The sequence below is a fragment of the Streptomyces sp. NPDC031497 genome, from assembly GCF_055580905.1.
In genome coordinates, this window is record NZ_JBVIKO010000006.1 from 476,695 (window position 1) to 496,884 (window position 20,190).

Annotated in this window: 19 protein-coding genes and 1 pseudogene; 10 read left to right on the forward strand and 10 right to left on the reverse strand. The window is 71.5% G+C overall.

The window, feature by feature from the left end; genetic code table 11:
• Positions 1–105 precede the first annotated feature (105 nt).
• The 3 genes from ACZ5K7_RS15960 to ACZ5K7_RS15970 all read left to right on the forward strand — a co-directional run bounded on the left by ACZ5K7_RS15960 (position 106) and on the right by ACZ5K7_RS15970 (position 3,247).
• A complete protein-coding gene (locus ACZ5K7_RS15960) occupies positions 106–1,713 on the forward strand; it encodes a S1C family serine protease (RefSeq protein ID WP_468913859.1) in 1,608 nt (535 codons plus the stop codon).
• Positions 1,714–1,914: 201 nt separating this feature from the next.
• A complete protein-coding gene (locus ACZ5K7_RS15965) occupies positions 1,915–2,349 on the forward strand; it encodes a sec-independent translocase (RefSeq protein ID WP_351704710.1) in 435 nt (144 codons plus the stop codon).
• A gap of 226 nt (positions 2,350–2,575) precedes the next feature.
• Positions 2,576–3,247: a hypothetical protein gene (locus tag ACZ5K7_RS15970; RefSeq protein ID WP_351704713.1), complete on the forward strand. Its 672-nt coding sequence runs from the start codon at positions 2,576–2,578 to the stop codon at positions 3,245–3,247.
• A 220-nt stretch (positions 3,248–3,467) separates the two neighbouring features.
• Here the strand turns inward: ACZ5K7_RS15970 and ACZ5K7_RS15975 are convergent, their stop codons facing one another.
• Genes ACZ5K7_RS15975 through ACZ5K7_RS15985 form a run of 3 tightly spaced genes read right to left on the reverse strand, consistent with a single transcriptional unit; the run spans position 3,468 to position 6,574 of the window.
• Positions 3,468–4,601 carry an Mrp/NBP35 family ATP-binding protein gene (locus ACZ5K7_RS15975; protein WP_468913864.1) on the reverse strand — a complete coding sequence of 378 codons (1,134 nt, stop codon included), beginning with the start codon at positions 4,599–4,601 and terminating at the stop codon, positions 3,468–3,470.
• Between the two features lie 43 nt (positions 4,602–4,644).
• Positions 4,645–5,232 (reverse strand): DUF1003 domain-containing protein, encoded by a 588-nt coding sequence (locus ACZ5K7_RS15980; RefSeq protein WP_468913867.1) that lies wholly within the window; start codon positions 5,230–5,232, stop codon positions 4,645–4,647.
• A complete protein-coding gene (locus tag ACZ5K7_RS15985; protein WP_468913870.1) occupies positions 5,222–6,574 on the reverse strand; it encodes a magnesium transporter MgtE N-terminal domain-containing protein in 1,353 nt (450 codons plus the stop codon). The genes ACZ5K7_RS15980 and ACZ5K7_RS15985 overlap by 11 nt, the downstream gene beginning before the upstream one ends.
• A 198-nt stretch (positions 6,575–6,772) precedes the next feature.
• Between ACZ5K7_RS15985 and ACZ5K7_RS15990 the strand changes: the two genes are divergently transcribed.
• The gene (locus tag ACZ5K7_RS15990) at positions 6,773–7,504 is read left to right on the forward strand and encodes a hypothetical protein (RefSeq protein ID WP_468913873.1); all 732 of its coding nucleotides are present in this window, start codon (positions 6,773–6,775) and stop codon (positions 7,502–7,504) included.
• Between the two features lie 204 nt (positions 7,505–7,708).
• On the opposite strand, the gene ACZ5K7_RS15995 is transcribed toward ACZ5K7_RS15990, so the two are convergent.
• The gene (locus tag ACZ5K7_RS15995; RefSeq protein WP_468913876.1) at positions 7,709–8,221 is read right to left on the reverse strand and encodes a hypothetical protein; all 513 of its coding nucleotides are present in this window, start codon (positions 8,219–8,221) and stop codon (positions 7,709–7,711) included.
• Between the two features lie 10 nt (positions 8,222–8,231).
• Positions 8,232–9,362 carry a magnesium and cobalt transport protein CorA gene (locus ACZ5K7_RS16000; RefSeq protein WP_351704731.1) on the reverse strand — a complete coding sequence of 377 codons (1,131 nt, stop codon included), beginning with the start codon at positions 9,360–9,362 and terminating at the stop codon, positions 8,232–8,234.
• 487 nt (positions 9,363–9,849) lie between these two features.
• Here ACZ5K7_RS16000 and ACZ5K7_RS16005 point away from each other — a divergent pair, with 487 nt between their 5' ends.
• On the forward strand, positions 9,850–10,446 hold the full coding sequence (locus tag ACZ5K7_RS16005) for a suppressor of fused domain protein (RefSeq protein WP_468913878.1): 597 nt from the start codon (positions 9,850–9,852) through the stop codon (positions 10,444–10,446).
• Between the two features lie 19 nt (positions 10,447–10,465).
• On the opposite strand, the pseudogene ACZ5K7_RS16010 reads toward ACZ5K7_RS16005, so the two are convergent.
• Positions 10,466–10,768 (reverse strand): annotated as a pseudogene (locus ACZ5K7_RS16010) (MFS transporter); the annotation flags it as partial.
• Positions 10,769–10,923: 155 nt separating this feature from the next.
• Here ACZ5K7_RS16010 and ACZ5K7_RS16015 point away from each other — a divergent pair.
• The 3 genes from ACZ5K7_RS16015 (at position 10,924) to ACZ5K7_RS16025 (ending at position 13,299) form a co-directional block, all read left to right on the forward strand.
• Positions 10,924–11,565: a DUF6758 family protein gene (locus tag ACZ5K7_RS16015; protein ID WP_351704737.1), complete on the forward strand. Its 642-nt coding sequence runs from the start codon at positions 10,924–10,926 to the stop codon at positions 11,563–11,565.
• 132 nt (positions 11,566–11,697) lie between these two features.
• Positions 11,698–12,555: a PHP domain-containing protein gene (locus tag ACZ5K7_RS16020; RefSeq protein ID WP_351704740.1), complete on the forward strand. Its 858-nt coding sequence runs from the start codon at positions 11,698–11,700 to the stop codon at positions 12,553–12,555.
• A gap of 138 nt (positions 12,556–12,693) precedes the next feature.
• Positions 12,694–13,299 carry a MarC family protein gene (locus tag ACZ5K7_RS16025; RefSeq protein ID WP_351704743.1) on the forward strand — a complete coding sequence of 202 codons (606 nt, stop codon included), beginning with the start codon at positions 12,694–12,696 and terminating at the stop codon, positions 13,297–13,299.
• 140 nt (positions 13,300–13,439) lie between these two features.
• On the opposite strand, the gene ACZ5K7_RS16030 is transcribed toward ACZ5K7_RS16025, so the two are convergent.
• Positions 13,440–13,592, reverse strand: a complete 153-nt coding sequence (locus ACZ5K7_RS16030; protein ID WP_351704745.1) for a hypothetical protein — start codon at positions 13,590–13,592, stop codon at positions 13,440–13,442.
• Between the two features lie 161 nt (positions 13,593–13,753).
• Here ACZ5K7_RS16030 and ACZ5K7_RS16035 point away from each other — a divergent pair, with 161 nt between their 5' ends.
• Positions 13,754–14,656 carry an NYN domain-containing protein gene (locus ACZ5K7_RS16035; protein ID WP_351705235.1) on the forward strand — a complete coding sequence of 301 codons (903 nt, stop codon included), beginning with the start codon at positions 13,754–13,756 and terminating at the stop codon, positions 14,654–14,656.
• A gap of 11 nt (positions 14,657–14,667) precedes the next feature.
• Here ACZ5K7_RS16035 and ACZ5K7_RS16040 read toward each other — a convergent pair whose 3' ends face one another.
• Together ACZ5K7_RS16040 and ACZ5K7_RS16045 are read right to left on the reverse strand one after the other, a co-directional pair.
• On the reverse strand, positions 14,668–15,573 hold the full coding sequence (locus tag ACZ5K7_RS16040; protein ID WP_468913883.1) for an alpha/beta fold hydrolase: 906 nt from the start codon (positions 15,571–15,573) through the stop codon (positions 14,668–14,670).
• Between the two features lie 152 nt (positions 15,574–15,725).
• Entirely contained in the window at positions 15,726–18,242 is a 2,517-nt protein-coding gene (locus ACZ5K7_RS16045; RefSeq protein WP_468913886.1) for a DEAD/DEAH box helicase, read from the reverse strand.
• Between the two features lie 561 nt (positions 18,243–18,803).
• Between ACZ5K7_RS16045 and ACZ5K7_RS16050 the strand changes: the two genes are divergently transcribed.
• Positions 18,804–19,550 carry a ferritin-like fold-containing protein gene (locus tag ACZ5K7_RS16050; RefSeq protein ID WP_351704751.1) on the forward strand — a complete coding sequence of 249 codons (747 nt, stop codon included), beginning with the start codon at positions 18,804–18,806 and terminating at the stop codon, positions 19,548–19,550.
• 138 nt (positions 19,551–19,688) lie between these two features.
• On the opposite strand, the gene ACZ5K7_RS16055 is transcribed toward ACZ5K7_RS16050, so the two are convergent.
• Positions 19,689–19,961 (reverse strand): hypothetical protein, encoded by a 273-nt coding sequence (locus ACZ5K7_RS16055; RefSeq protein ID WP_351705238.1) that lies wholly within the window; start codon positions 19,959–19,961, stop codon positions 19,689–19,691.
• Positions 19,962–20,190 lie beyond the last annotated feature (229 nt).

The following is a 20,190-nucleotide window of genomic DNA, read 5'->3' on the forward strand; positions in this document are numbered from 1 at the left end:
TGAATCCTGTGAGCTGACTATGCCCACGGCGGCTGCCCCGGGCACGGATTGGACCTTCCGCGGCCCGCCGCAGAGCGCGGGCCGTGGTTCGCCCGCGAGGAGACCATGGACGAGGGGATACCGACGTCACCGGAGACACCCGGTGACGCGGTGCCCGCTGCGGGGAAGCGGGCCGAGGAGGTGACTGCGGCCGCGCCGAGCGGGGCGCCCGGTGCGGAGCACAGGAAGGCCCAGGGGGCTCAGGAGGCCTCCGAGGCCGATACCGAGGGTGACTTCGCGCTGGAGCCGCCCGTCCCGGCCGCCGACCGCCCCCAGGCGCCCCAGCAGCCCCGGCACGCCCCCGACCCCTACAGCACCCCGCCCTACGGCCGCCCGGGCCCGTGGGCCCCCGCCCCGCCCGTACAGCACCCGGCGTCGCCCGCCGCCCGGCAGGACCCGGCGGGCGGCGGCCCGTGGACCGCCCCGCAGGATCAGGCGGGTCACGGCCCGTGGACCGCCCCGCAGGACTCGTTGCGCCAGGACCCGTGGGCGGCCGCCCGGGCGCCCCTCCGACAGGCCGGTGCAGCCGAGTCGGTGACGGAGGTGACGGAACGGCGGCGGACGCGGACCCGGCGGACGGTCGTCGTGGGCGCGCTGCTGCTCGCGGTGGTGTCCGGTGCGGCCGGCGGGCTGGTCGGGGCCTATCTGGAGCGCACCGGCGGCCTGGAGACCGTACAACTGCCCCAGCCCGGCCCACCGCCGCCCGGCCGCCCGCCGGGAGGTGCCGCCGCCATCGCCGCGCGGGCGCTGCCCAGCGTCGTCACCCTGCATGTCACCGGCGCCGGCGAACAGGCCACCGGCACCGGCTTCGTGCTCGACACCCGCGGGCACATCCTCACCAACAACCACGTCGTCGCGCCCGCGGTCTCCGGCGGAGGCAGGGTTTCCGTGACGTTCAGCAGCGGAGCCACCGCCGACGCGACCGTGGTGGGCCGGGACAGCGGCTACGACCTCGCCGTCGTCCAGGTGCGCGGGGTCCGTGGCCTCACGCCCCTGCCGCTCGGTGACTCCGACGACGTCCGCGTCGGCGACCCGGTCGTCGCCATCGGCGCCCCCTTCGACCTGCCGGGCACCGTCACCGCCGGGATCATCAGCGCCAAGGAACGGCCCATCACCTCGGGCGGCGAGGGCACGGACGGCAGCGACGTGTCGTACGTCGACGCCCTGCAGACGGACGCCCCGATCAACCCCGGGAACTCCGGCGGCCCACTCCTCGACTTCCATGCCCGGGCCGTCGGGGTCAACTCCGCGATCCGCGCCGCCGACGGCACCGGCGGCCTCGACGGCAGGCCGGCGGGGTCGGTCGGGCTCGGCTTCGCCATCCCCATCAACCAGGCCAAGCGGGTCGCAGAGGAACTGATCGACACCGGCAGGGCGACCCACCCGGTCATCGGGATCACCCTCGACACGCACTACACCGGCGACGGCGCCCGCATCGACGACAAGGCCGCCGACGGCGGGCCCGCCGTCGCCGCGGGCGGCCCCGGCGCACGGGCCGGACTACGCGCGGGCGACGTCGTCACCGGGCTCGACGGGCGGTCCGTCCACTCAGGTGAGGAGCTGATCGTGCGCACCCGTGCGCACCGCCCCGGCGACCGGTTGAGCCTCACCGTGGAGCGCGCCGGCGCCGAGAAACGCCTCACGCTGGTCCTTGGTTCCTCGGACAGGAACTGACAGAAACGTCACAGGCAGGACTCGACTCATGCCCCGACTAGGCAAACAACCCGGAAAACCGGTCGTACACACGGAGCGGGACACCTCGGGACGGTACCGGTCGGACAGGTCCGCCGGGTACCGTGGACCCGGCCCGGACCACGGAACACCCGCAACAGCGACCGGAGGGCCGAGGACCGAGGACATCGCAAGGAGCTTCAGGTGTTCAATGACATAGGACCACTCGAGCTGGTGACCATCATTGTGCTCGCCGTGCTCGTCTTCGGTCCGGACAAGCTCCCGAAGGTCATCCAGGACGTGATGCGGACCATCCGCAAGATCCGGGAGTTCTCGGAGAGCGCCAAGGCGGACATCCGCGAGGAACTCGGCCCGGAGTTCAAGGACTTCGAGTTCGAGGACCTCAACCCCAAGAACTTCGTCCGCAAGCACCTGGACAGCGACGAGCTGGGGCTGAAGGAGATCCGCAACGGCTTCGACCTGAAGAAGGAGATGGCGGAGGTCACCGACGCGGTGCACAGCCGCGAGACCGACTCCTCCCCTTCCACGGGTGCTGCGGGCGGCCGGATCGACATGACCAAGAAGCCGGAGGACCCCGGCAAGGACGACCGTCCGCCGTTCGACGCGGACGCCACCTGAGCAGTACCGGACACCCTTGCGTGAGCGGCGCACGTGACGCGTTTCATACCGCGTGTGCGCCGCTCACGGCTTGATCCAGCCGCCCGCGCGACCCACGTGCCGGGCGGTTTCGCTGCTGGTCCCAGCGGTGTGGATATGCTGCCGAGTTGTTGTGCGGACCGGACGAGTGCGCCCGAAGGGGGGCGGGCCGCCCCGGACCGACGAGAGCTAGGAGGCGTCCGGGCAGATGGAGACGACAAGTCGGGTGGGCGAACATTCGCCGGTCGCGGAGAACGGACAGCCGGTCCTCTCCGCCCGTCGCACGGTCGACGGCTACCTGGAGGCGCCCTTCCCCTGGTACGGCCTCGACGAGGCGTTCACAGGGCCGCGCTGGCTGATGCAGGTGGGTGCGGCGGCCGACGGCGCGGTGGAGCACGGGTCGATCGGGCACGGGGACGAGCCGTCGGTGCGGAACGAGCATCTGGCCGCGTCCGTCGGCGAGCCCAGGGAGAAGTTCGCGGTGGTCGTGACCGTCGCGGCGAACCCGTCCCGCAGGAGCGCCGACGGGACGGGGCTGCTGGAGGCCACGTCCGTGTCGTCGGCCGCGTGGCTGGCGGGGGTCGGGCTGCTGTCCTTCACCTGGCCGGGGCAGATGGACCACAGCCTGCGGGACGACTGGCTGGATCAGCAGACCGAGACGGCGTGGGAGCTGGCCGACGAGCTGAGCGGGCCGGAGTGGTCCACGCTGTCGCTGCCGGTGGACGGGGTGGCCACGCCGTTCCACTACCGCGAGTCGGAGTTCGGGTGGGTGCTCGCGGGCTCCACGTCGCAGGGCGTGCACCTGGGCGCGTACGGCAGGGGGATGTCCGCGTACGGGCTGGGGTTCGCGGTGATCAAGGACATCGCCGCTTACGCGTGACACGACAGGACGCGTGAAACGACAGTACGCGTGACACGACAGGACGCGTGACAGAACAGTACGCGTGACAGCACAAAGGGGCGCCGGTGGTTTTGGCGCCCCTTCGGCGTAGGGGGTGCTGTGCTTTTTGCGGCTCCGGAGCGGTCTGTGGTTGATCGCGCCCACGCGGCGGAGCCGCATGTCGAACCAGCCCCGCGCCCTCCGAAAGCAGGGCGCCGCCCTAGAACTTGTTCTTCGGGGTGATCCCCAAGGACAGTCCCGAAAGGCCCCGCTGGCGTCCGCCCAGCTTCCCCGCGATGCCCCTCAGGGCCGCGCCCGCCGGGCTGTCGGGGTCCGTCAGGACGACCGGCTTGCCCTCGTCGCCGCCCTCGCGGAGGCGGACGTCGATGGGGATGTTGCCGAGGACCGGGACGTTCGTCCCCGTCGTGCGGGTGAGGCCGTCGGCGACCACCTGGCCGCCGCCCGTGCCGAAGACGTCGACCATCTCGCCGCAGTGCGGGCAGGGCAGGCCGGACATGTTCTCGACCACGCCGACGATCTTCTGGTGGGTCTGGACCGCGATGGAGCCGGCCCGCTCGGCGACCTCGGCCGCCGCCTGCTGAGGCGTCGTCACGACCAGGATCTCGGCGTTCGGGACCAGCTGGGCGACCGAGATGGCGATGTCGCCGGTGCCGGGCGGGAGGTCGAGGAGGAGGATGTCGAGGTCGCCCCAGTAGACGTCCGCGAGGAACTGCTGGAGGGCGCGGTGCAGCATCGGGCCGCGCCAGACCACCGGGGCGTTGCCCGGGGTGAACATGCCGATCGAGATGACCTTCACGCCGTGCGCCGACGGCGGCATGATCATGTTCTCGACCTGGGTGGGACGGCCGTCCGCACCGAGCATGCGCGGGACCGAGTGGCCGTAGATGTCGGCGTCGACGACACCGACCTTGAGGCCGTCGGCGGCCATCGCGGCGGCGAGGTTGACCGTCACCGAGGACTTGCCGACACCGCCCTTGCCGGAGGCGACCGCGTAGACCCGGGTGAGGCTGCCCGGTTTGGCGAAGGGCACCTCGCGCTCGGTCTGGCCGCCGCGCAGGGCGGACGCCAGCTCCTTGCGCTGCTCGTCGCTCATCACGTCCAGGGTGACGTCGACGCGGGAGACCCCGTCGACCCGGGAGACCGCCTCGGTGACGCGCTGGGTGATCGTGTCGCGCATGGGACATCCGGAGACCGTCAGGTACACGGTGACCGCGACCGCGCCGTCCTCGCCGATCTCCACCGACTTGACCATCCCCAGTTCGGTGATGGGTCGGTTGATCTCGGGGTCGTTCACCGTCGCCAGTGCCTCGCGCACCGCGTCTTCGCTAGCCATACAGACGATGGTACGGCGACACGCACGGCGTCTATAACGCCCCTCACCGGTCGTCTACGTCACGCCTCGCCGACCGTTCTGCCGGGAATACGCCGTGCCCGTCCCGCCGCTCGTCCAAGTCCTTGAGCAGGTCCTGCAGCTCGGACCGGATCCAGTCCCGGGTCGCCACCTCGCCCAGCCCCATGCGCAGCGCGGCGATCTCCCGGGTCAGATACTCGGTGTCGGCGATGGACCGCTCGTTCTGCTTGCGGTCCTGTTCGAGGTTGACCCGGTCGCGGTCGTCCTGCCTGTTCTGCGCGAGCAGGATCAGCGGGGCCGCGTAGGAGGCCTGGAGGGACAGGGCCAGGGTCAGGAAGATGAACGGGTACTGGTCGAACCGCAGCGTGCCGGGCGCCGCGATGTTCCACAGCACCCAGAGGATGATCACGAACGTCATCCAGACGATGAACCGTCCGGTGCCCAGGAAACGCGCGATGCGCTCGGACAGCCGGCCGAAGGCCTCCGGGTCCCACTCGGGCAGGAGCCTGCGCCGCGGCGGGCGCGGCTGGTCCAGACGGTGGCCGCGCGGCCGGGTCGCGGCGGTGGCGCCGGACGGCGTCCGCTCCCGGGTGCTCTCACGCTCAGGCGCCACGATTCCCCACCCCCTTCTCCTGCTCCCCCTTCTCCTGCTCCCTTTTCTCCCGTTCCCTCTCCTGTTCCCTCTCCTGCTCCTCCTCGTCCAGGTGGAACTCGGTCTCCCGCCAGTCCTCCGGCAGCATGTGGTCCAGGACGTCGTCCACGGTCACCGCGCCCAGCAGCGACCCGGTCTCGTCCACCACGGGCGCCGCGACCATGTCGTACGTGGCGAAGAACCCGGCGATGATCGGCAGCGTGGCCTCGGGGTCGAGCGGTTGCAGGTCGTCGTCGTCGAGGAGCGAGCTGACCAGGGTGTACGGGGGGTCGCGCAGCAGGCGCTGGAAGTGGACGGTGCCCAGGTACTTGCCGGTCGGGGTCTCGTCGGGCGGGCGGCAGACGTAGACCTGGGCGGCGAGGGCCGGGGAGAGGTCGGGGTTGCGGACCCGGGCCAGGGCGTCGGCGACGGTGGAGTCGGGCCGCACCACGATCGGCTCGGTCGTCATCAGACCGCCGGCCGTGTGCTCCTCGTACGACATCAGCCGCCGCATCTCGGCCGCGTCGGCCGGCTGCATCAGGCTCAGCAGCCGCTCCTTGTCCTCCTCGGGGAGTTCGGCGAGCAGGTCGGCCGCGTCGTCCGGGTCCATGGCCTCCAGGACGTCCGCCGCCCGCTCCTCCTTCAGCTTGCCGAGGATCTCGATCTGGTCGTCCTCGGGAAGCTCTTCGAGCACGTCGGCCAGGCGGTCGTCGTCCAGCGCGGCGGCCACCTCGGCGCGGCGCTTGGCGGAGAGGTGGTGCAGCACGTTGGCGAGGTCGGCGGGGTGCAGTTGCTCGAAGGTGGCGAGCAGACTCTCGGCGCCCTGGCCCTGCTCCTCCAGGGAGAAGCCGGTGACCTGCGACCACTCGACGGTGAGCGACTCGCCTCTGGTCCGCCGGAAGGTGCCCGTGCGGCCCTTGCGGACGAAGACCCGGTCGACCTCCCACTCCCGGCGGGCCTGCCGCTGCCGTGCGCCCAGGTCCAGGACGGTGACCTCCTCGCCGGTCTCGACCAGCTGGACGCGGCGGTCGAGGAGTTCACCGAAGACCAGGCGCTCGGTGGGCCGCTGCTCGAAGCGGCGGACGTTGAGCACGCCGGTGCTGATGACCTGGCCGGACTCGATGCTCGTCACCCGGGTCATGGGCAGGAAGATGCGGCGCCGGGTGGACAGTTCGACGACCAGGCCGAGCAGCCGCGGGGGCTTGCGGCCGACGCGCAGCATGACGACGAGGTCCCTGACGCGTCCCACCTGGTCGCCGTTGGGATCGAAGACGGCGATACCGGCGAGATGCGAGACGAAGATCCGGGGAGCGCCGGCTGCCATGGGTCCGCTTCCTTTTTCTACGGAATGCCGCTTGCTGACTTTCCTGTCCTGTTCGCCTGCTCGGTGGGCTTCAGGCTAGCCCGTACCGATCGGATACGCCCTGGTGGGCGGTCCGGACGGACCGGCTCCGCCGGGTGGGCGAGGCACCGGTACGCTGCGGTACGCCGTGCCGGACCCGTCAGAAAGGTGGCCCTGTCCTTGACCGCGATTGCTCCGGGCCGTACCCGTACCCGTCGCGCCGCAGTGGTGACCGCGATGTGCGCGCTGGCCCTCCTCACGGCGTGCAGTGAGGATCCGGACGCGGGCACCAACGGGGTGGGAAAGCTGGCCCCGGACGTCATCCAGTCGAAGACCCGGGCGGCGGCGACGTCGGTGGCGACGGTCCGGATGGCGGGGACGGTGGTCACGAGCGGGCGTACGTACCAGCTGGACATGCGCCTGAACGCGGACGGCGGGACCGGGTCGGTCACGTCGAAGGGCTCGACCTTCCACCTGCTCCGGGTGGGCGACACCCTGTATCTGCGGGCCGACGCGGACTTCTGGAACCATGCCGACGGGAGTGACACCAGCGCGGCCGGCAAGCTCGACGGCAAGTACGTGAAGGTTCCGCAGGGCGACCCTTCCTACAAGAAGTTCAGCGGCTTCACGGACAAGGACCTCCTTCTCTCGGGCCTGCTGACCCTGCACGGGTCCCTGTCGGCCGACGGACACCACGAACAGTCGGGTACCCCCACCATCCGTATCGCCGGGGACGGCGGCTCCGGCGGCACGCTGGACGTCTCGCTGAAGGGCAAGCCGTATCCGCTCCGCCTGGAGCGCGCGGGCGGCGCCGGCACCCTCACCTTCACGGACTGGGGCAGGTCCTTCAGCGTCAGCGAGCCGAAAAAGGGCGAAACGGTCGACTACGGCAAGCAACTGCCCACGTCGTAGGGGGCACCAGGGGCGGCGGGACGCGCGGGTCCGGCGGGCTGCCGGGAAGTGAATCCGCCGGCACGGATGCCGCCACGACGCCACTCAGCCGCGACGACGACGCTCGACGCTACCGAGTTTGGCTTGTGACGGCGGTGGCCGGGGGTGTCAGGTTCGGTTCGTGACGGTGGCGGCCGGGGGTGCCGGACTCGGGCTGGGGTTGGGCTACTTGGGCCTTCTGCGCCTTGCGAGGAGCTTCGGCAGGCCCGCCGGGATGGGGTGCCGGGTGGTCGCCGGGGACGGCGCCGGAGCCTCCGCCAGGCTGCCCGTCGGCAGCGGTGTCGTCGCTCCCGTCGGGCGCAGGCGCAGCACCCTGCACTCCCTCGCCCAGCGGTCCGTCATGGCCTCCCCGTCGGGTGCGTTGAGGCGTTTGCCCTTCAGCTCCGCGACCGCCGCGTCCCACTCGGGGGAGCCGGCGGCCAGTTCCGACACCGTCGCCGTCCAGGTGACCAGCCGGCCGCCCTTGTCCTTGCTGCGGACGGTCACCTCGGCCGACCCCCCGTCGGCCAGCCCGGTCAGCGGCTGCTCGCTCCCGTCACCGACCAGGTACACGCCCCCGTCGGCCCAGGCGTGCCACACCGCACGCGCGGTCGGCGCCCCGGCGCCCCGGACCCAGATGAGGCCGGACTTCTTCGTGGCCTCCTCGACGAGGGCCCGGTCGAGCAGCTGACGTGTCATGGCGCCCAGCCTAGAGCCAGCCGTTGCGCTTCAGGGTGCGGTGGATGCCGAGACAGATGCAGACCGTGATGCCCATGATCACCGGGTAGCCGTACTTCCAGTGCAGCTCCGGCATGTACTTGAAGTTCATGCCGTACACACCGCACACCATCGTCGGTACGGCGATGATCGCGGCCCATGCCGTGATCTTGCGCATGTCCTCGTTCTGCGCGACGGACGCCTGCGCGAGGTTGGCCTGGAGGATGGAGTTGAGGAGTTCGTCGAAGCCGACGACCTGCTCCTGGACGCGGGCGAGGTGGTCGGCGACGTCCCGGAAGTACTTCTGGATGTCGGGGTCGACCAGCCGCATCGGGCGCTCGCTGAGCAGCTGCATCGGACGCAGCAGCGGTGACACCGCGCGCTTGAACTCCAGCACCTCGCGCTTCAGTTGGTAGATGCGCGCCGAGTCCACACCACGCGAGACCCCGCCCTTGCGGCCGGGCGAGAAGACCTCGGTCTCCACCTCGTCGATGTCGTCCTGCACGGCGTCGGCGACCGCGACATAGCCGTCGACGACATGGTCGGCGATGGCGTGCAGCACGGCCGAGGGGCCCTTGGCGAGCAACTCGGGGTCGTCCTGGAGCCGGTGCCGCAGCGCCCGCAACGAGCCCTGCCCGCCGTGCCGGACGGTGATGAAGAAGTCCCGACCGGTGAAGCACATCACCTCGCCGGTCTCCACGACCTCGCTGTTGGCGGTGAGCCGGTCGTGCTCGACGTAGTGGATGGTCTTGAAGACGGTGAAGAGGGAGTCGTCGTAGCGTTCGAGCTTGGGGCGCTGGTGGGCCTGCACGGCGTCCTCCACCGCCAGCGGGTGCAGCCCGAACTCGCCCGCGATACCGGCGAATTCGGCTTCGGTCGGCTCGTGCAGACCGATCCACACGAACCCGCCGTCCCGGCGCACCTGGCGCATCGCCTCCTGCGGGGTCAGCGGCTTCGGCGTCTGCACCCGCGCGCCGCCCCGGTAGACGGCGCAGTCGACGACGGCCGACGGCGTACCGGGGTCGCGGGTGGTGTCGTACGCGCCGGTCTCCGCGCGCAGGGTCTTGCGCTGGGAGGGGCGGGTCGGGCGGACCACGGCACGGAGGTCGCGGATCATCGACATGGGCAGGCTCCTTCGCGACAAGCAGCGGATGACCGCCGGCGGACGGGTGGAACTACCCGGAATGGGGACGTCCTGACTGCGGATGTTTGGCACGTCCACAAAGCGGGGAGCACCGCACCGTTGCGGTGGCGACTTCGCTACTGATTTGGATCAGACGAACGGATCCAGACAGATCCGGAGCGGACCGGTCAGAGGGATCAGGCAAGCGAAAACAACGTGCTCTTCCGAACGACAACGCGAACGTGAAGGCGGCAGCCGACCAGTAGACGAAATCAGCGGGCGGAAGAGCGAGTGGTACTGCACGGGTGACTTCGATCCATGACAGCCCCACCTCCTCCAGCCGGTCCCTCGTAAGGGAGTGCTCATGGCGTCGGGGTCTGACCGCGACGCTCTGCGTGCTGCCCCGAACCACCGCGGTCAGAGTAGCAGTAGCCCTCAGTGTCAAGGCGCTGCTTTGCCCGGTACTGACGAGTTCTATGCTCACGACATGGCTGATGTTCTTCCTCTGGTCGAGGCCCGGTTGACCACCGCACTGGGCGAACCGGACGCGCGCGCGGCGGTCACCTTCCTCGGTACGGACCGCATCGAAGTGCTCCGTTTCCAGGAGGATCTCCAGGGCGAGAAGGTCCTGCGCTACGCCACGCTCGGTATGTCCGCGCAGCCCATGACCGACCCCGCCGCGATGCTCGCGGACCCTGTCAAGGGGCCCCGCGCCGAACTGGTCCTGTCGGTCCGCGCCGGGCTCGCGGAGACCGACAAGGTGCTCCGCGCGCTCGCCGTCCTCGCCGCGTCTCCGCAGGTGGAGGGCCTGATCGTGACGCCGGGCGCATCGCTGGACGTCGGTGAGCCGCTGTGGCCCGGCGCTCCCTTCACCTCGGTCCTGGTCGGTGAATCGGGCGGTCTCGTCGAGGATCTGGCGCTGGACGAGCCCCTCGATCCCGTACGGTTCCTGCCGCTGCTGCCGATGACCCCGAACGAGGCCGCCTGGAAACGCGTGCACGGCGCCCAGGCCCTCCAGGAGCGCTGGCTCGCGGGCGGGACGGACCTGCGGGATCCGCACCGCAGGTCCGTGCCGCTGGACTGATGCACGAGGGTGAGCAAGCTCACCAAGCGCCCTGTGGAATTCGCCAGTTGGCAAAGACGGCGACGCCGTCCTCGGTGGCGTGCCCCGGCTCCAGCTCCGCCGCCTCGTGCGTGAGCGCGTTCCGCCGTACGAGCACCACGACCGCGCCCAGCACGGCGGTGACCGCCGCCACCACGAACGGGATGTGGATGTCGGTCCACTCCTCGATCTTCGGCGCGAAGTAGGGGGCGGCCGCGGCGGCGAACCAGCGGACGAAGTTGTAGCCCGCGCTCGCCACCGGGCGTGGCGCGTCCGACACGCCGAGGGCCGGCTCGGTGAGGATCGGTCTGCCCCGCACCGATCTGGTTGGTGTATACACATAGCGAGTTAGGGCGACTAATTAATGCAAGATGCATCTAACTCCGCCCGGTGACTGCCTCCGTCCGGACGGGTGATCGTCCTTGACGTGGGGGATTCCGGGTAGGAGCGTGGGGCCCTATGAGGGGCGAACCCAGTTGCCCGAAGTGCGGTGGCCGGGTCAGGGCTCCCGGCCTCTTCGCCGACACCTGGCAGTGCGAGGTGCACGGGACCGTGCATCCGGTACAGCCCGTGATCCCGCCCAGCGTCGAGGCCCTCGATGTCGTGGTGCACCGCACCCAGGTGCCGGTGTGGATGCCCTGGCCGCTGCCGGTCGGCTGGCTGTTCACGGGTGTGGCCTGCGCGGGTGACGACCGCAGCGGGGGACGCGCGACCGCCGTCGCCTGCTCCGGACCCGCGCCGCTCGGCGGCATAGGGGAGATGATCCTGGTCGCCGAGGAACTCGGGGTCGGTCTCGGCGCGCGGTACGCGGGCATCGACGGACCGGACCCCGGGCCCTCGATGGACGTGGAGAAGCCGCCGCAGACGAAGGTGCTCGCCGCCGGCCGGCCGGCACCGCTGTGGCATGTGCCGGGAGCGCCGGACGACCGGGCCGTCTTCGCGGGCGAGGCCCGGGGGATGTGGCTCTGGGCGGTGGTGTGGCCCGAGCAGACCGGGTTGCTGATGTACGACGAGCTGGTGCTCACGGATCTGCGGGACGCGGGCGCGGAGGTGGACCTGGTGCCCTGCGGGGCGTTGTCGCCCCGCCTGCTGGAGCCCTAGGGTGCGGAAGCGGGGGCTGCCTGTGACCTGCCTGTACGGGGCACCTCCGGCTTTCGTCTGTGACAGGGCACCGGTTTCCGGCCGCTATCCTTGACGTGTCCCTTCCGTCCCGTCCCGCCTGGAGTCCGCGTCGTGCGTGTCGATCTGCACTGCCACTCCACCGCCTCCGACGGTACGGACAGCCCGGCCGAGCTGGTACGGAACGCCGCTGCTGCCGGTCTTGACGTCGTCGCGCTGACCGACCACGACACCACCCGGGGCCACGCCGCGGCCGTCGCCGCGCTGCCCGAGGGGCTCACCCTGGTCACCGGGGCCGAGCTGTCCTGTCGTGTCGACGGCGTCTCCATGCACATGCTGGCCTACCTCTTCGACCCCGAGGAGCCCGATCTGCTCGCCGAGCGTGAGCTGGTCCGGGACGACCGGGTGCCGCGGGCCCAGGGCATGGTCGCCAAGCTGAACGCGCTGGGCGTGCCGGTCACCTGGGAGCAGGTGAGGCGGATCGCCGGCGAGGGTTCCGTGGGGCGGCCGCACGTCGCCTCCGCGCTCGTCGAGCTCGGTGTCGTACCGACCGTGAGCGACGCCTTCACGCAGGAGTGGCTGGCCGACGGCGGCCGGGCCTTCGTGGAGAAGCACGAGACCGATCCCTTCGCGGCGATCCGGCTGGTCAAGCAGGCCGGCGGGGTGTGCGTGTTCGCGCATCCGGCGGCCGCCAAGCGCGGGCGCACGGTGCCCGAGTCGACGATCGCCGAGCTGGCCGCGGCCGGCCTCGACGGCATCGAGGTCGACCACATGGACCACGACGCCGACACCCGGGCCCGGCTGCGCGGACTGGCCGCGGAGCTCGGGCTGCTGGTCACCGGCTCCTCGGACTACCACGGCAGCCGCAAGACGGTGGCGCTGGGCGAGTACACGACCGACCCCGAGGTGTACGGGGAGATCACACGCCGTGCGACCGGCGCGTTCCCCGTCCCGGGGACCGGCGGACGCTGAGGCCCGCCCCTTTCCCGAGTTCCCCTGCGCGGCAGACCGGGTCCACCCGCTTTCGGACCGGTCCGGCCCGCGCGCGGTGACCCCCATCGGCCCGCGGCACGACCGCCCGCAGCGCCGCCCTACGCACAAGGCTCACGCATGTTCGACGTCGCCGTCTTCGGCTCCCTCTTCCTGACCCTGTTCGTCATCATGGATCCCCCCGGGATCACCCCGATCTTCCTCGCCCTCACCTCCGGCCGGCCCGGCAAGGTGCAGCGGCGAATGGCCTTCCAGGCCGTGTGCGTGGCGGGCGGGGTGATCACCGTCTTCGGGCTCCTTGGCCACCAGATCCTCGACTACCTGCACGTCTCCGTGCCCGCCCTGATGATCGCCGGCGGGCTGCTGCTCCTGCTCATCGCCCTCGACCTGCTCACCGGCAAGAACGACGAGCCGAAGCAGACCAAGGACGTCAACGTGGCGCTGGTGCCCCTGGGCATGCCGCTGCTGGCGGGGCCCGGTGCGATCGTGTCGGTCATCCTCGCCGTGCAGAAGGCGGACAGCGTCTCCGCCCAGGTGTCCGTGTGGACCGCGATCCTCGCCATCCATGTCGTGCTGTGGCTGGTGATGCGCTACTCGCTGCTGATCATCCGGGTCATCAAGGACGGTGGTGTGGTCCTGGTGACGCGGCTCGCGGGCATGATGCTCTCCGCGATCGCCGTGCAGCAGATCATCAACGGCGTCACCCAGGTGATCAAGGGCGGGTAGCCGGGCGGGGCGGACAGACGCGGAACCCCCGCACGGCGTCGTGCCGTACGGGGGTTCCGAAGACTCTGCGGTGCTCCGCGTCAGTGTGTCTGGTGGTGTCTCGTCGCGTCTCGTGTGTCGTGGCTCGGGTCTCGTATGTCTTACGAAGCCTGGTTCTCGGCCGGTCGGATCCACAGTCGCTGCCCGATGGCGGCGGCCTGCTGGACGATCCTGTTGACGGAGGCGGCGTCCACGACGGTGCAGTCCACGGTGGTCCCGTCGACTTCGTCCAGTCGCCTGATTTCGAAGCGCATCTGCCTCTCCCTTCGTCTCGTGTACCTCTGAGTCAACGGCTTGCGTGTTACAAACATTCCCTTGGCTAAAGAAATTTTTCGAACGCCTAATTACCGGCCGGTAAGAGACGTTCGGGAGACTGACCGGGACCGGTTGTGTTCGCAGCGTGACCGCCGGGACAATGGAGGCGATGAACGACGACCTCGCCGCCCTCCAGGCCCGCATCGACCGTACGAACGAGCTGCTCACCCGCATGCTCGCCGAAGTGGCGAAGACGCCCTCGACGCATGCGATCTTCGTCGACGCGGGCTACCTCTACGCGGCCACGGGCCGGCTCGTCGCCGGGACGGAGGACCGCCGTGCCTTCGACCTCGACGCCGAGGGGCTGATCGACGCGCTCATCGACAAGGCACGCCAGATCTTCGCGGACAGCCGGCTGCTGCGCGTCTACTGGTACGACGGCGCGCGTCGCCGTATCCACACCGCCGAGCAGCAGACCATCGCCGAACTGCCCGACGTCAAGGTCCGGCTCGGCAACCTCAACGCCAACAACCAGCAGAAGGGCGTCGACTCCCTGATCCGCACGGACCTGGAGTCACTCGCCCGGCACCGCGCCATCAGCGACGCGGCCCTGCTCGGCGGCGACGAGGACCTGGTCTCCGCGGTCGAGGCCGCCCAGGGCTACGGCGCCCGGGTCCACCTCTGGGGCATCGAGGCGCCCGAAGGCCGCAACCAGGCCGAGCCGTTGCTCTGGGAGGTCGACAGCCAGCGCACCCTCGACCTCGAGTTCTTCAAGCCGTACGTCGCCCGGCGCACCGCCCACGCCTACGAGGCCGGCGCCACCCGACCCACCCGCGAGGACGTCCGTTTCGTCGGCGCGCAGATCGCCGCGAAGTGGCTGTCCTCGCGGGGCAGTGAGTCGCTCGTCGAGCTGCTGCCCGGCCACCCCTACCTGCCCGGCCCGGTCGACCAGGACCTCCTCGTCGAGGCCGAGGGCCTGCTCCAGTACTCCCTGCGCGGCCAGGCCGACCTGCGCCGAGCCCTCCGGGACGGCTTCTGGGAACACCTCCAGACGCAGTACTAGCCCGTTCGCGGCTAGCTGTTCGTGCGGTCCCAGAAGGCGGCGATCGCCTCGGCGGTGGGGGCCGGTCGGTCGGTGTTGGGGGAGTGCTCCGCACCCTCGACGACCGTGCGGTGGGCCCGCAGCCGTAGTGCCATGGCGTCCAGCAGCGGCAGCGGCCAGGTGTCGTCCCGCGCACCCGACAGCACATGGAACGGCAGCGGCACGGCGGCGAGTTCGTCGACACGGTCCGGCTCGGTGCACAACTGGCGTCCGGCGGCGAGAAGTTGGGCCGGCTTGTTGCCCAGCCAGCGGCGCCGCAGATCCTCCTGCTCCTCCTGCTCCTCCCGGTCGGTCAGGTCCGCCTGGTCCTGCGGGCCGCCCTCGTCCAGCTCCTCGGGCGCCTCCATGGCCTGCATGGCCTCCCACACCCCGGCCATCGGCAGCACCGCGAGCGCGTCCCGCAGCAGCTTCACCCGCTGCTGCTGGGGGACGGAGATCTGCGCCGGGCCCGAGGACATCAGCGTCAGCGAGCGGAACGGCGTGTGGTCGAGGAGTACGGCCGCGCGCGCGATCTGACCGCCGAGGGAGTGCCCCAGCAGATGCACGGGCCGACCGCCGCCGACCGCCGCCGCCTGCGCGAGCACGTCCCGCGCCAACTCCTCCTGGGCGTACGCCGATTCGTCGTCCTCCGGGCCGTCCGACTCGAACTGCCCACGCCCGTCCACGGCGACCGTCCGGTACCCGCGCGCGCCCAGGGCCTCGTGCAGCGGGTTGAAGTCCTCCTTGCTGCCGGTGAACCCGGGCAGCAGCAACGCGATCCCCTTGGGCTCGGCCCCGGCGGCCGCGGGCGCGTCGATGACGGCGAACTCACCACGCGCGGTGGCGAGCGCGTACGCGCGGGCACCGACGGGCGGGACAAAGGAACGAGGCCTGCTCATGGGGAGAGGCTATCCGGCGGACGGCGACGGGCCGTAAACCGGTGGATGAATCCCGCTCGCGGAGGGCGGACGGCGGACGGCGGGCAGGACGGGAACGCCGACGGCCCGGCCCACACGGGGTGGGCCGGGCCGTTCGGTTACGTGCGACGCGCTCAGGCTTCGGGAGCCGCGGCGGTGGCCTTCCGGGTCCGGCGGGCCTTCGGCTTCGCCTCCGCGCCGATGGCGTCGACCGCCTCGACCGTCTCGGCGGACTCGGCCGCCTTCCGGGTCGTGCGACGCCTCGGCTTGACCTCCGGCTCGTCGTTGGCCTGCGCCGGAATCTCCGCGCCGACGACAGCGGCCGTCTTGCGGGTCCGGCGGGGCTTGGCCTCGGCACCTTCGGCGGTGTCGACGGCGGCCTCGGCGGCCTTCCGCGTCCGGCGCGGCTTGGTCTCCGCGGCCTCGGCGGTCTCCGGGGCGGCGGCCGTCTTCCGGGTACGACGGGGCTTGGCCTCGGTGGCCTCGGCCGTGTCCACCGCCGTTTCGGCGGCGGCCGCGGTCTTGCGGGTGCGGCGCGGCTTGGTCTCCGCGACCTCGGCGGTCTCGGTGGTCTCCGGGGCGGCGGCCGTCTTGCGAGTCCGGCGCGGCTTGGCCTCGGTGGCCTCGGCCGTGTCGACGGCCGCTTCCGCGGCGGCTGCCGTCTTGCGGGTGCGGCGCGGCTTGGCGGCCTCCGTCTCCGGCTCGGCCTCGGCCGTCGCCGGAGCGGCGGCAGCCTTGCGGGTCCGGCGCGGCTTCGACTCCGTCGCCTCGACCGTGTCCACCGTGTCCACCGCGGCCTCGACGGCCTTGCGGGTCCGGCGGCGCGGCTTGGGCTCCGCCTCGACGGACTCCGCCGTGTCCACAGCCGTTTCGGCGGCGGCTGCCGTCTTGCGGGTGCGGCGCGGCTTGGGCTCCTCGGCGACCTCGGGCTCCGGCGTCGTCACGACCGCCTCGGCCGGCTCGGCGGCCTTGCGGGTCCGGCGGCGGACCGGAGTCACCGGGGTCTCGACGGACTCGACGGCCTCGGCGGTCTCCTGCGGAGCCTCCGTGACCTCGGCCGTCACCGCGGCCTCCGCGGACTTGCGGGTCCGACGGCGACGCGGCTTCTCCGGAGCGACGGTCTCCACCACGGCCTCGACGGTCTCCACGACCACCTCGGGCGTCACGGTCTCCGGGGCGGTGGCCGCCACCGGCTCCGCCCCGCCACGCGTACGGCGACGACGGCGCGGGGTGCGGGAACCCGCGGGCTCCGACGCCGTGACGGACTCGGCGGCGGGGGACGCGGACTCGGCGGTCGGCGCCGAGGACGTCGTACCGGATGCCGGGTCCAGCGCCGAACCGGCGCGGGTGCGACGGCGGCGGCGCGGGGTGCGGGCCGCACGCTCGCGCTCCTCGGCGCGGGGTGCGCTCCGGTCACGACGGTCGTCCCGGCCACCCCGACCGCGGCCACCACGGCCGCCGGTCTCGCCCAGGTCCTCCAGCTCCTCCGCCTCGAGCCCGGCCCGGGTGCGCTCGGAACGCGGCAGGACACCCTTGGTGCCGGCCGGGATCTTGAGCTCCTCGAAGAAGTGCGGGGAGGTCGAGTAGGTCTCCACCGGTTCGGGGAAGCCCAGCTCCAGCGCCTTGTTGATGAGCTGCCAGCGCGGGATGTCGTCCCAGTCGACGAAGGTGATCGCCGTACCCTTCGCGCCCGCGCGGCCCGTACGGCCGATGCGGTGCAGATACGTCTTCTCGTCCTCGGGGGACTGGTAGTTGATGACGTGGGTGACGCCCTCGACGTCGATGCCGCGCGCGGCCACGTCGGTGCAGACGAGGACGTCCACCTTGCCGTTGCGGAAGGCGCGCAGCGCCTGCTCGCGGGCGCCCTGGCCGAGGTCGCCGTGGACCGCGCCGGAGGCGAACCCGCGGTGCTGGAGCTGCTCGGCGATGTCGGCGGCCGTGCGCTTGGTCCGGCAGAAGATCATCGCCAGTCCGCGGCCGTCGGCCTGCAGTATGCGGGCGATCATCTCCGGCTTGTCCATGGAGTGCGCGCGGTAGACGAACTGCTTGGTGTTCGCGACGGTCGCGCCCGTGTCGTCCGGCGCGGTGGCGCGGATGTGGGTGGGCTGCGACATGTAGCGGCGGGCGAGACCGATGACCGCGCCCGGCATGGTCGCCGAGAACAGCATGGTCTGGCGCCTGGCCGGGAGCATGTTGATGATCTTCTCGACGTCGGGCAGGAAGCCCAGGTCGAGCATCTCGTCGGCCTCGTCCAGGACGAGCGACTTGATGTGCTTCAGGTTCAGCTTCTTCTGGCCCGCGAGGTCCAGGAGCCGGCCCGGGGTGCCGACGACGACGTCGACGCCCTTCTTCAGGGCCTCGACCTGCGGCTCGTAGGCCCGGCCGCCGTAGATGGCGACCACGCGCACGTTACGGACCTTGCCGGCGGTCAGCAGGTCGTTGGTGACCTGGGTGCAGAGCTCGCGCGTGGGGACGACGACGAGCGCCTGCGGGGCGTCGGTGAGGGCCTCGGGGGCGGCGCGTCCGGCCTCCACGTCGGCGGGGACGGTCACGCGCTCCAGGAGCGGCAGACCGAAGCCGAGGGTCTTGCCCGTGCCGGTCTTGGCCTGGCCGATGACGTCGGTGCCGGTGAGGGCGACCGGGAGTGTCATCTCCTGGATGGGGAAGGGGTTGATGATGCCGACGGCTTCCAGGGCCTCGGCGGTCTCGGGAAGGATCCCGAGTTCTCGAAACGTCGTAGTCAGGGTGCTGCCTCTTCTGTGTGTCGCGGTCCGAGGCGAGCGCGGGGGTCTTTGACGGACCGTGCCGGGGGACGTCGGCTGCCTTACGGGCGGGCCGTGTGTGGCACGCCGTATGACACGGGACCTCTACCAACGCTCTAGCGCTCGTACCGCTGAGGTGTCCCTCCGGTCGTCGTACGCGATGTGCCGTACGCGCCGGGAGGGCTGTCGGGTCGGAGCCGATCGGGCCACCGACCGGGCATCCTCATACGTGCGGCCTGTCGAGGTACGTCCGAATACGACGGCGTACCAGCAGGCGCATTACCACCATACCCCGGAATCGCGCACATGCGATGGCCGATTCGGTCACGTCGTGGTAGTCACAGTGGCTGACCTGGGGCTTCCCGGTGACTTCTGCGGAACTTCTCGGGTCTTCCCCTAGGGTTCCCCGGGTCTTCCCCGGGGCTTCGCGGAGGCGGCGGGCGGGCTATTGTGCGCTTCATGACGAGCTCTGACAAGCCTGAGACCGCCTCCGCCGAACCGACCGGTGTCGCCGCCCAGGACTGGGCGCGGGCGGCCGCCGACCCGCAGTACCGTGCCGCGGTCGTGGACCTGCTCGGCGCGCTCGCCTACGGCGAGCTCGCGGCGTTCGAGCGCCTCGCGGAGGACGCCAAGCTGGCGCCCTCGCTGGTGGACAAGGCCGAGCTGGCGAAGATGGCGTCGGCCGAGTTCCAGCACTTCGAGCGGCTGCGGAACCGCCTGACGGAGATCGGTGAGGACGCGACGCAGGCGATGGAGCCGTTCGTCGCGGCCCTCGACGGCTTCCACCGGCAGACGGCGCCGTCGGACTGGCTGGAAGGCCTGGTCAAGGCATACGTCGGCGACTCGATCGCCAGTGACTTCTACCGGGAGGTCGCGGCCCGGCTGGACTCGGACACGCGCGAGCTGGTGCTGGCCGTGCTCGACGACACGGGGCACGCCGGGTTCGCCGTGGAGCGGGTGCGGGCGGCCATCGACGCCGACCCGCGCGTGGGGGGCCGGCTGGCCCTGTGGGCGCGGCGGCTGATGGGCGAGGCGCTGTCGCAGTCCCAGCGGGTCGTGGCCGACCGGGACGCGTTGTCGACCATGTTGGTGGGCGGGGTGGCCGACGGGTTCGATCTCGCCGAGGTGGGGCGGATGTTCTCGCGGATCACCGAGGCGCACACGAAGCGGATGGCCGCGCTGGGCCTGGCCGCCTAGCGCTCTGCGGTTGGAATCAGGGGGAGTTGCGCGGCCGCGGCGGGTGCGTGGCGGCTGGTCGCGCGGTTCCTCCCCCCGCCTTCGGCCGGGGGTACCCCCAGCGCCCCTTCGGGGGCGCTTCGGCTCGGGGCGCTTGAACTACGCCGGGATCGATCGTCGGCGCAGATGGCGGCCCGCCGGGCGGAGCAGCAGCGAGAGGGACGCCGCCGAGACGATCGCGGCACCCAGAAGGCTGACGAGGACCGTGCCGGGGCCGAGCGCGCTGTGGGTGACGAAGTCGCCGAAGAGGGCTCCTGCGACACCCGTGGAGAACACCAGGGGGCGGGCCGGAAGACGGTGGGACAGGCGGCTGGCCGCGGCCCACGACAGGGCCAGGCCGAGCAGTGCGGATCCAAGGACTTCCAGCAGCATCACGAGGGGTCCCTCCCACGGCCGGCCGGTGCTTCACGGTCGTAGGCGGTCATACCCGTGACCTGCGGAATGCAATCCTCCTCTGTGGGTGACTTGTGGGCCGGATGTGGAGAGCGGACACGACGGAGGGGGGGGGGGGGGGGGGGGGGGGGGGGGGGGGGGGGGGGGGGGGGGGGGGGGGGGGCGGGGGGGAGAATCTAGGCACCTCTCCTTGCCCAACTCCCTACGC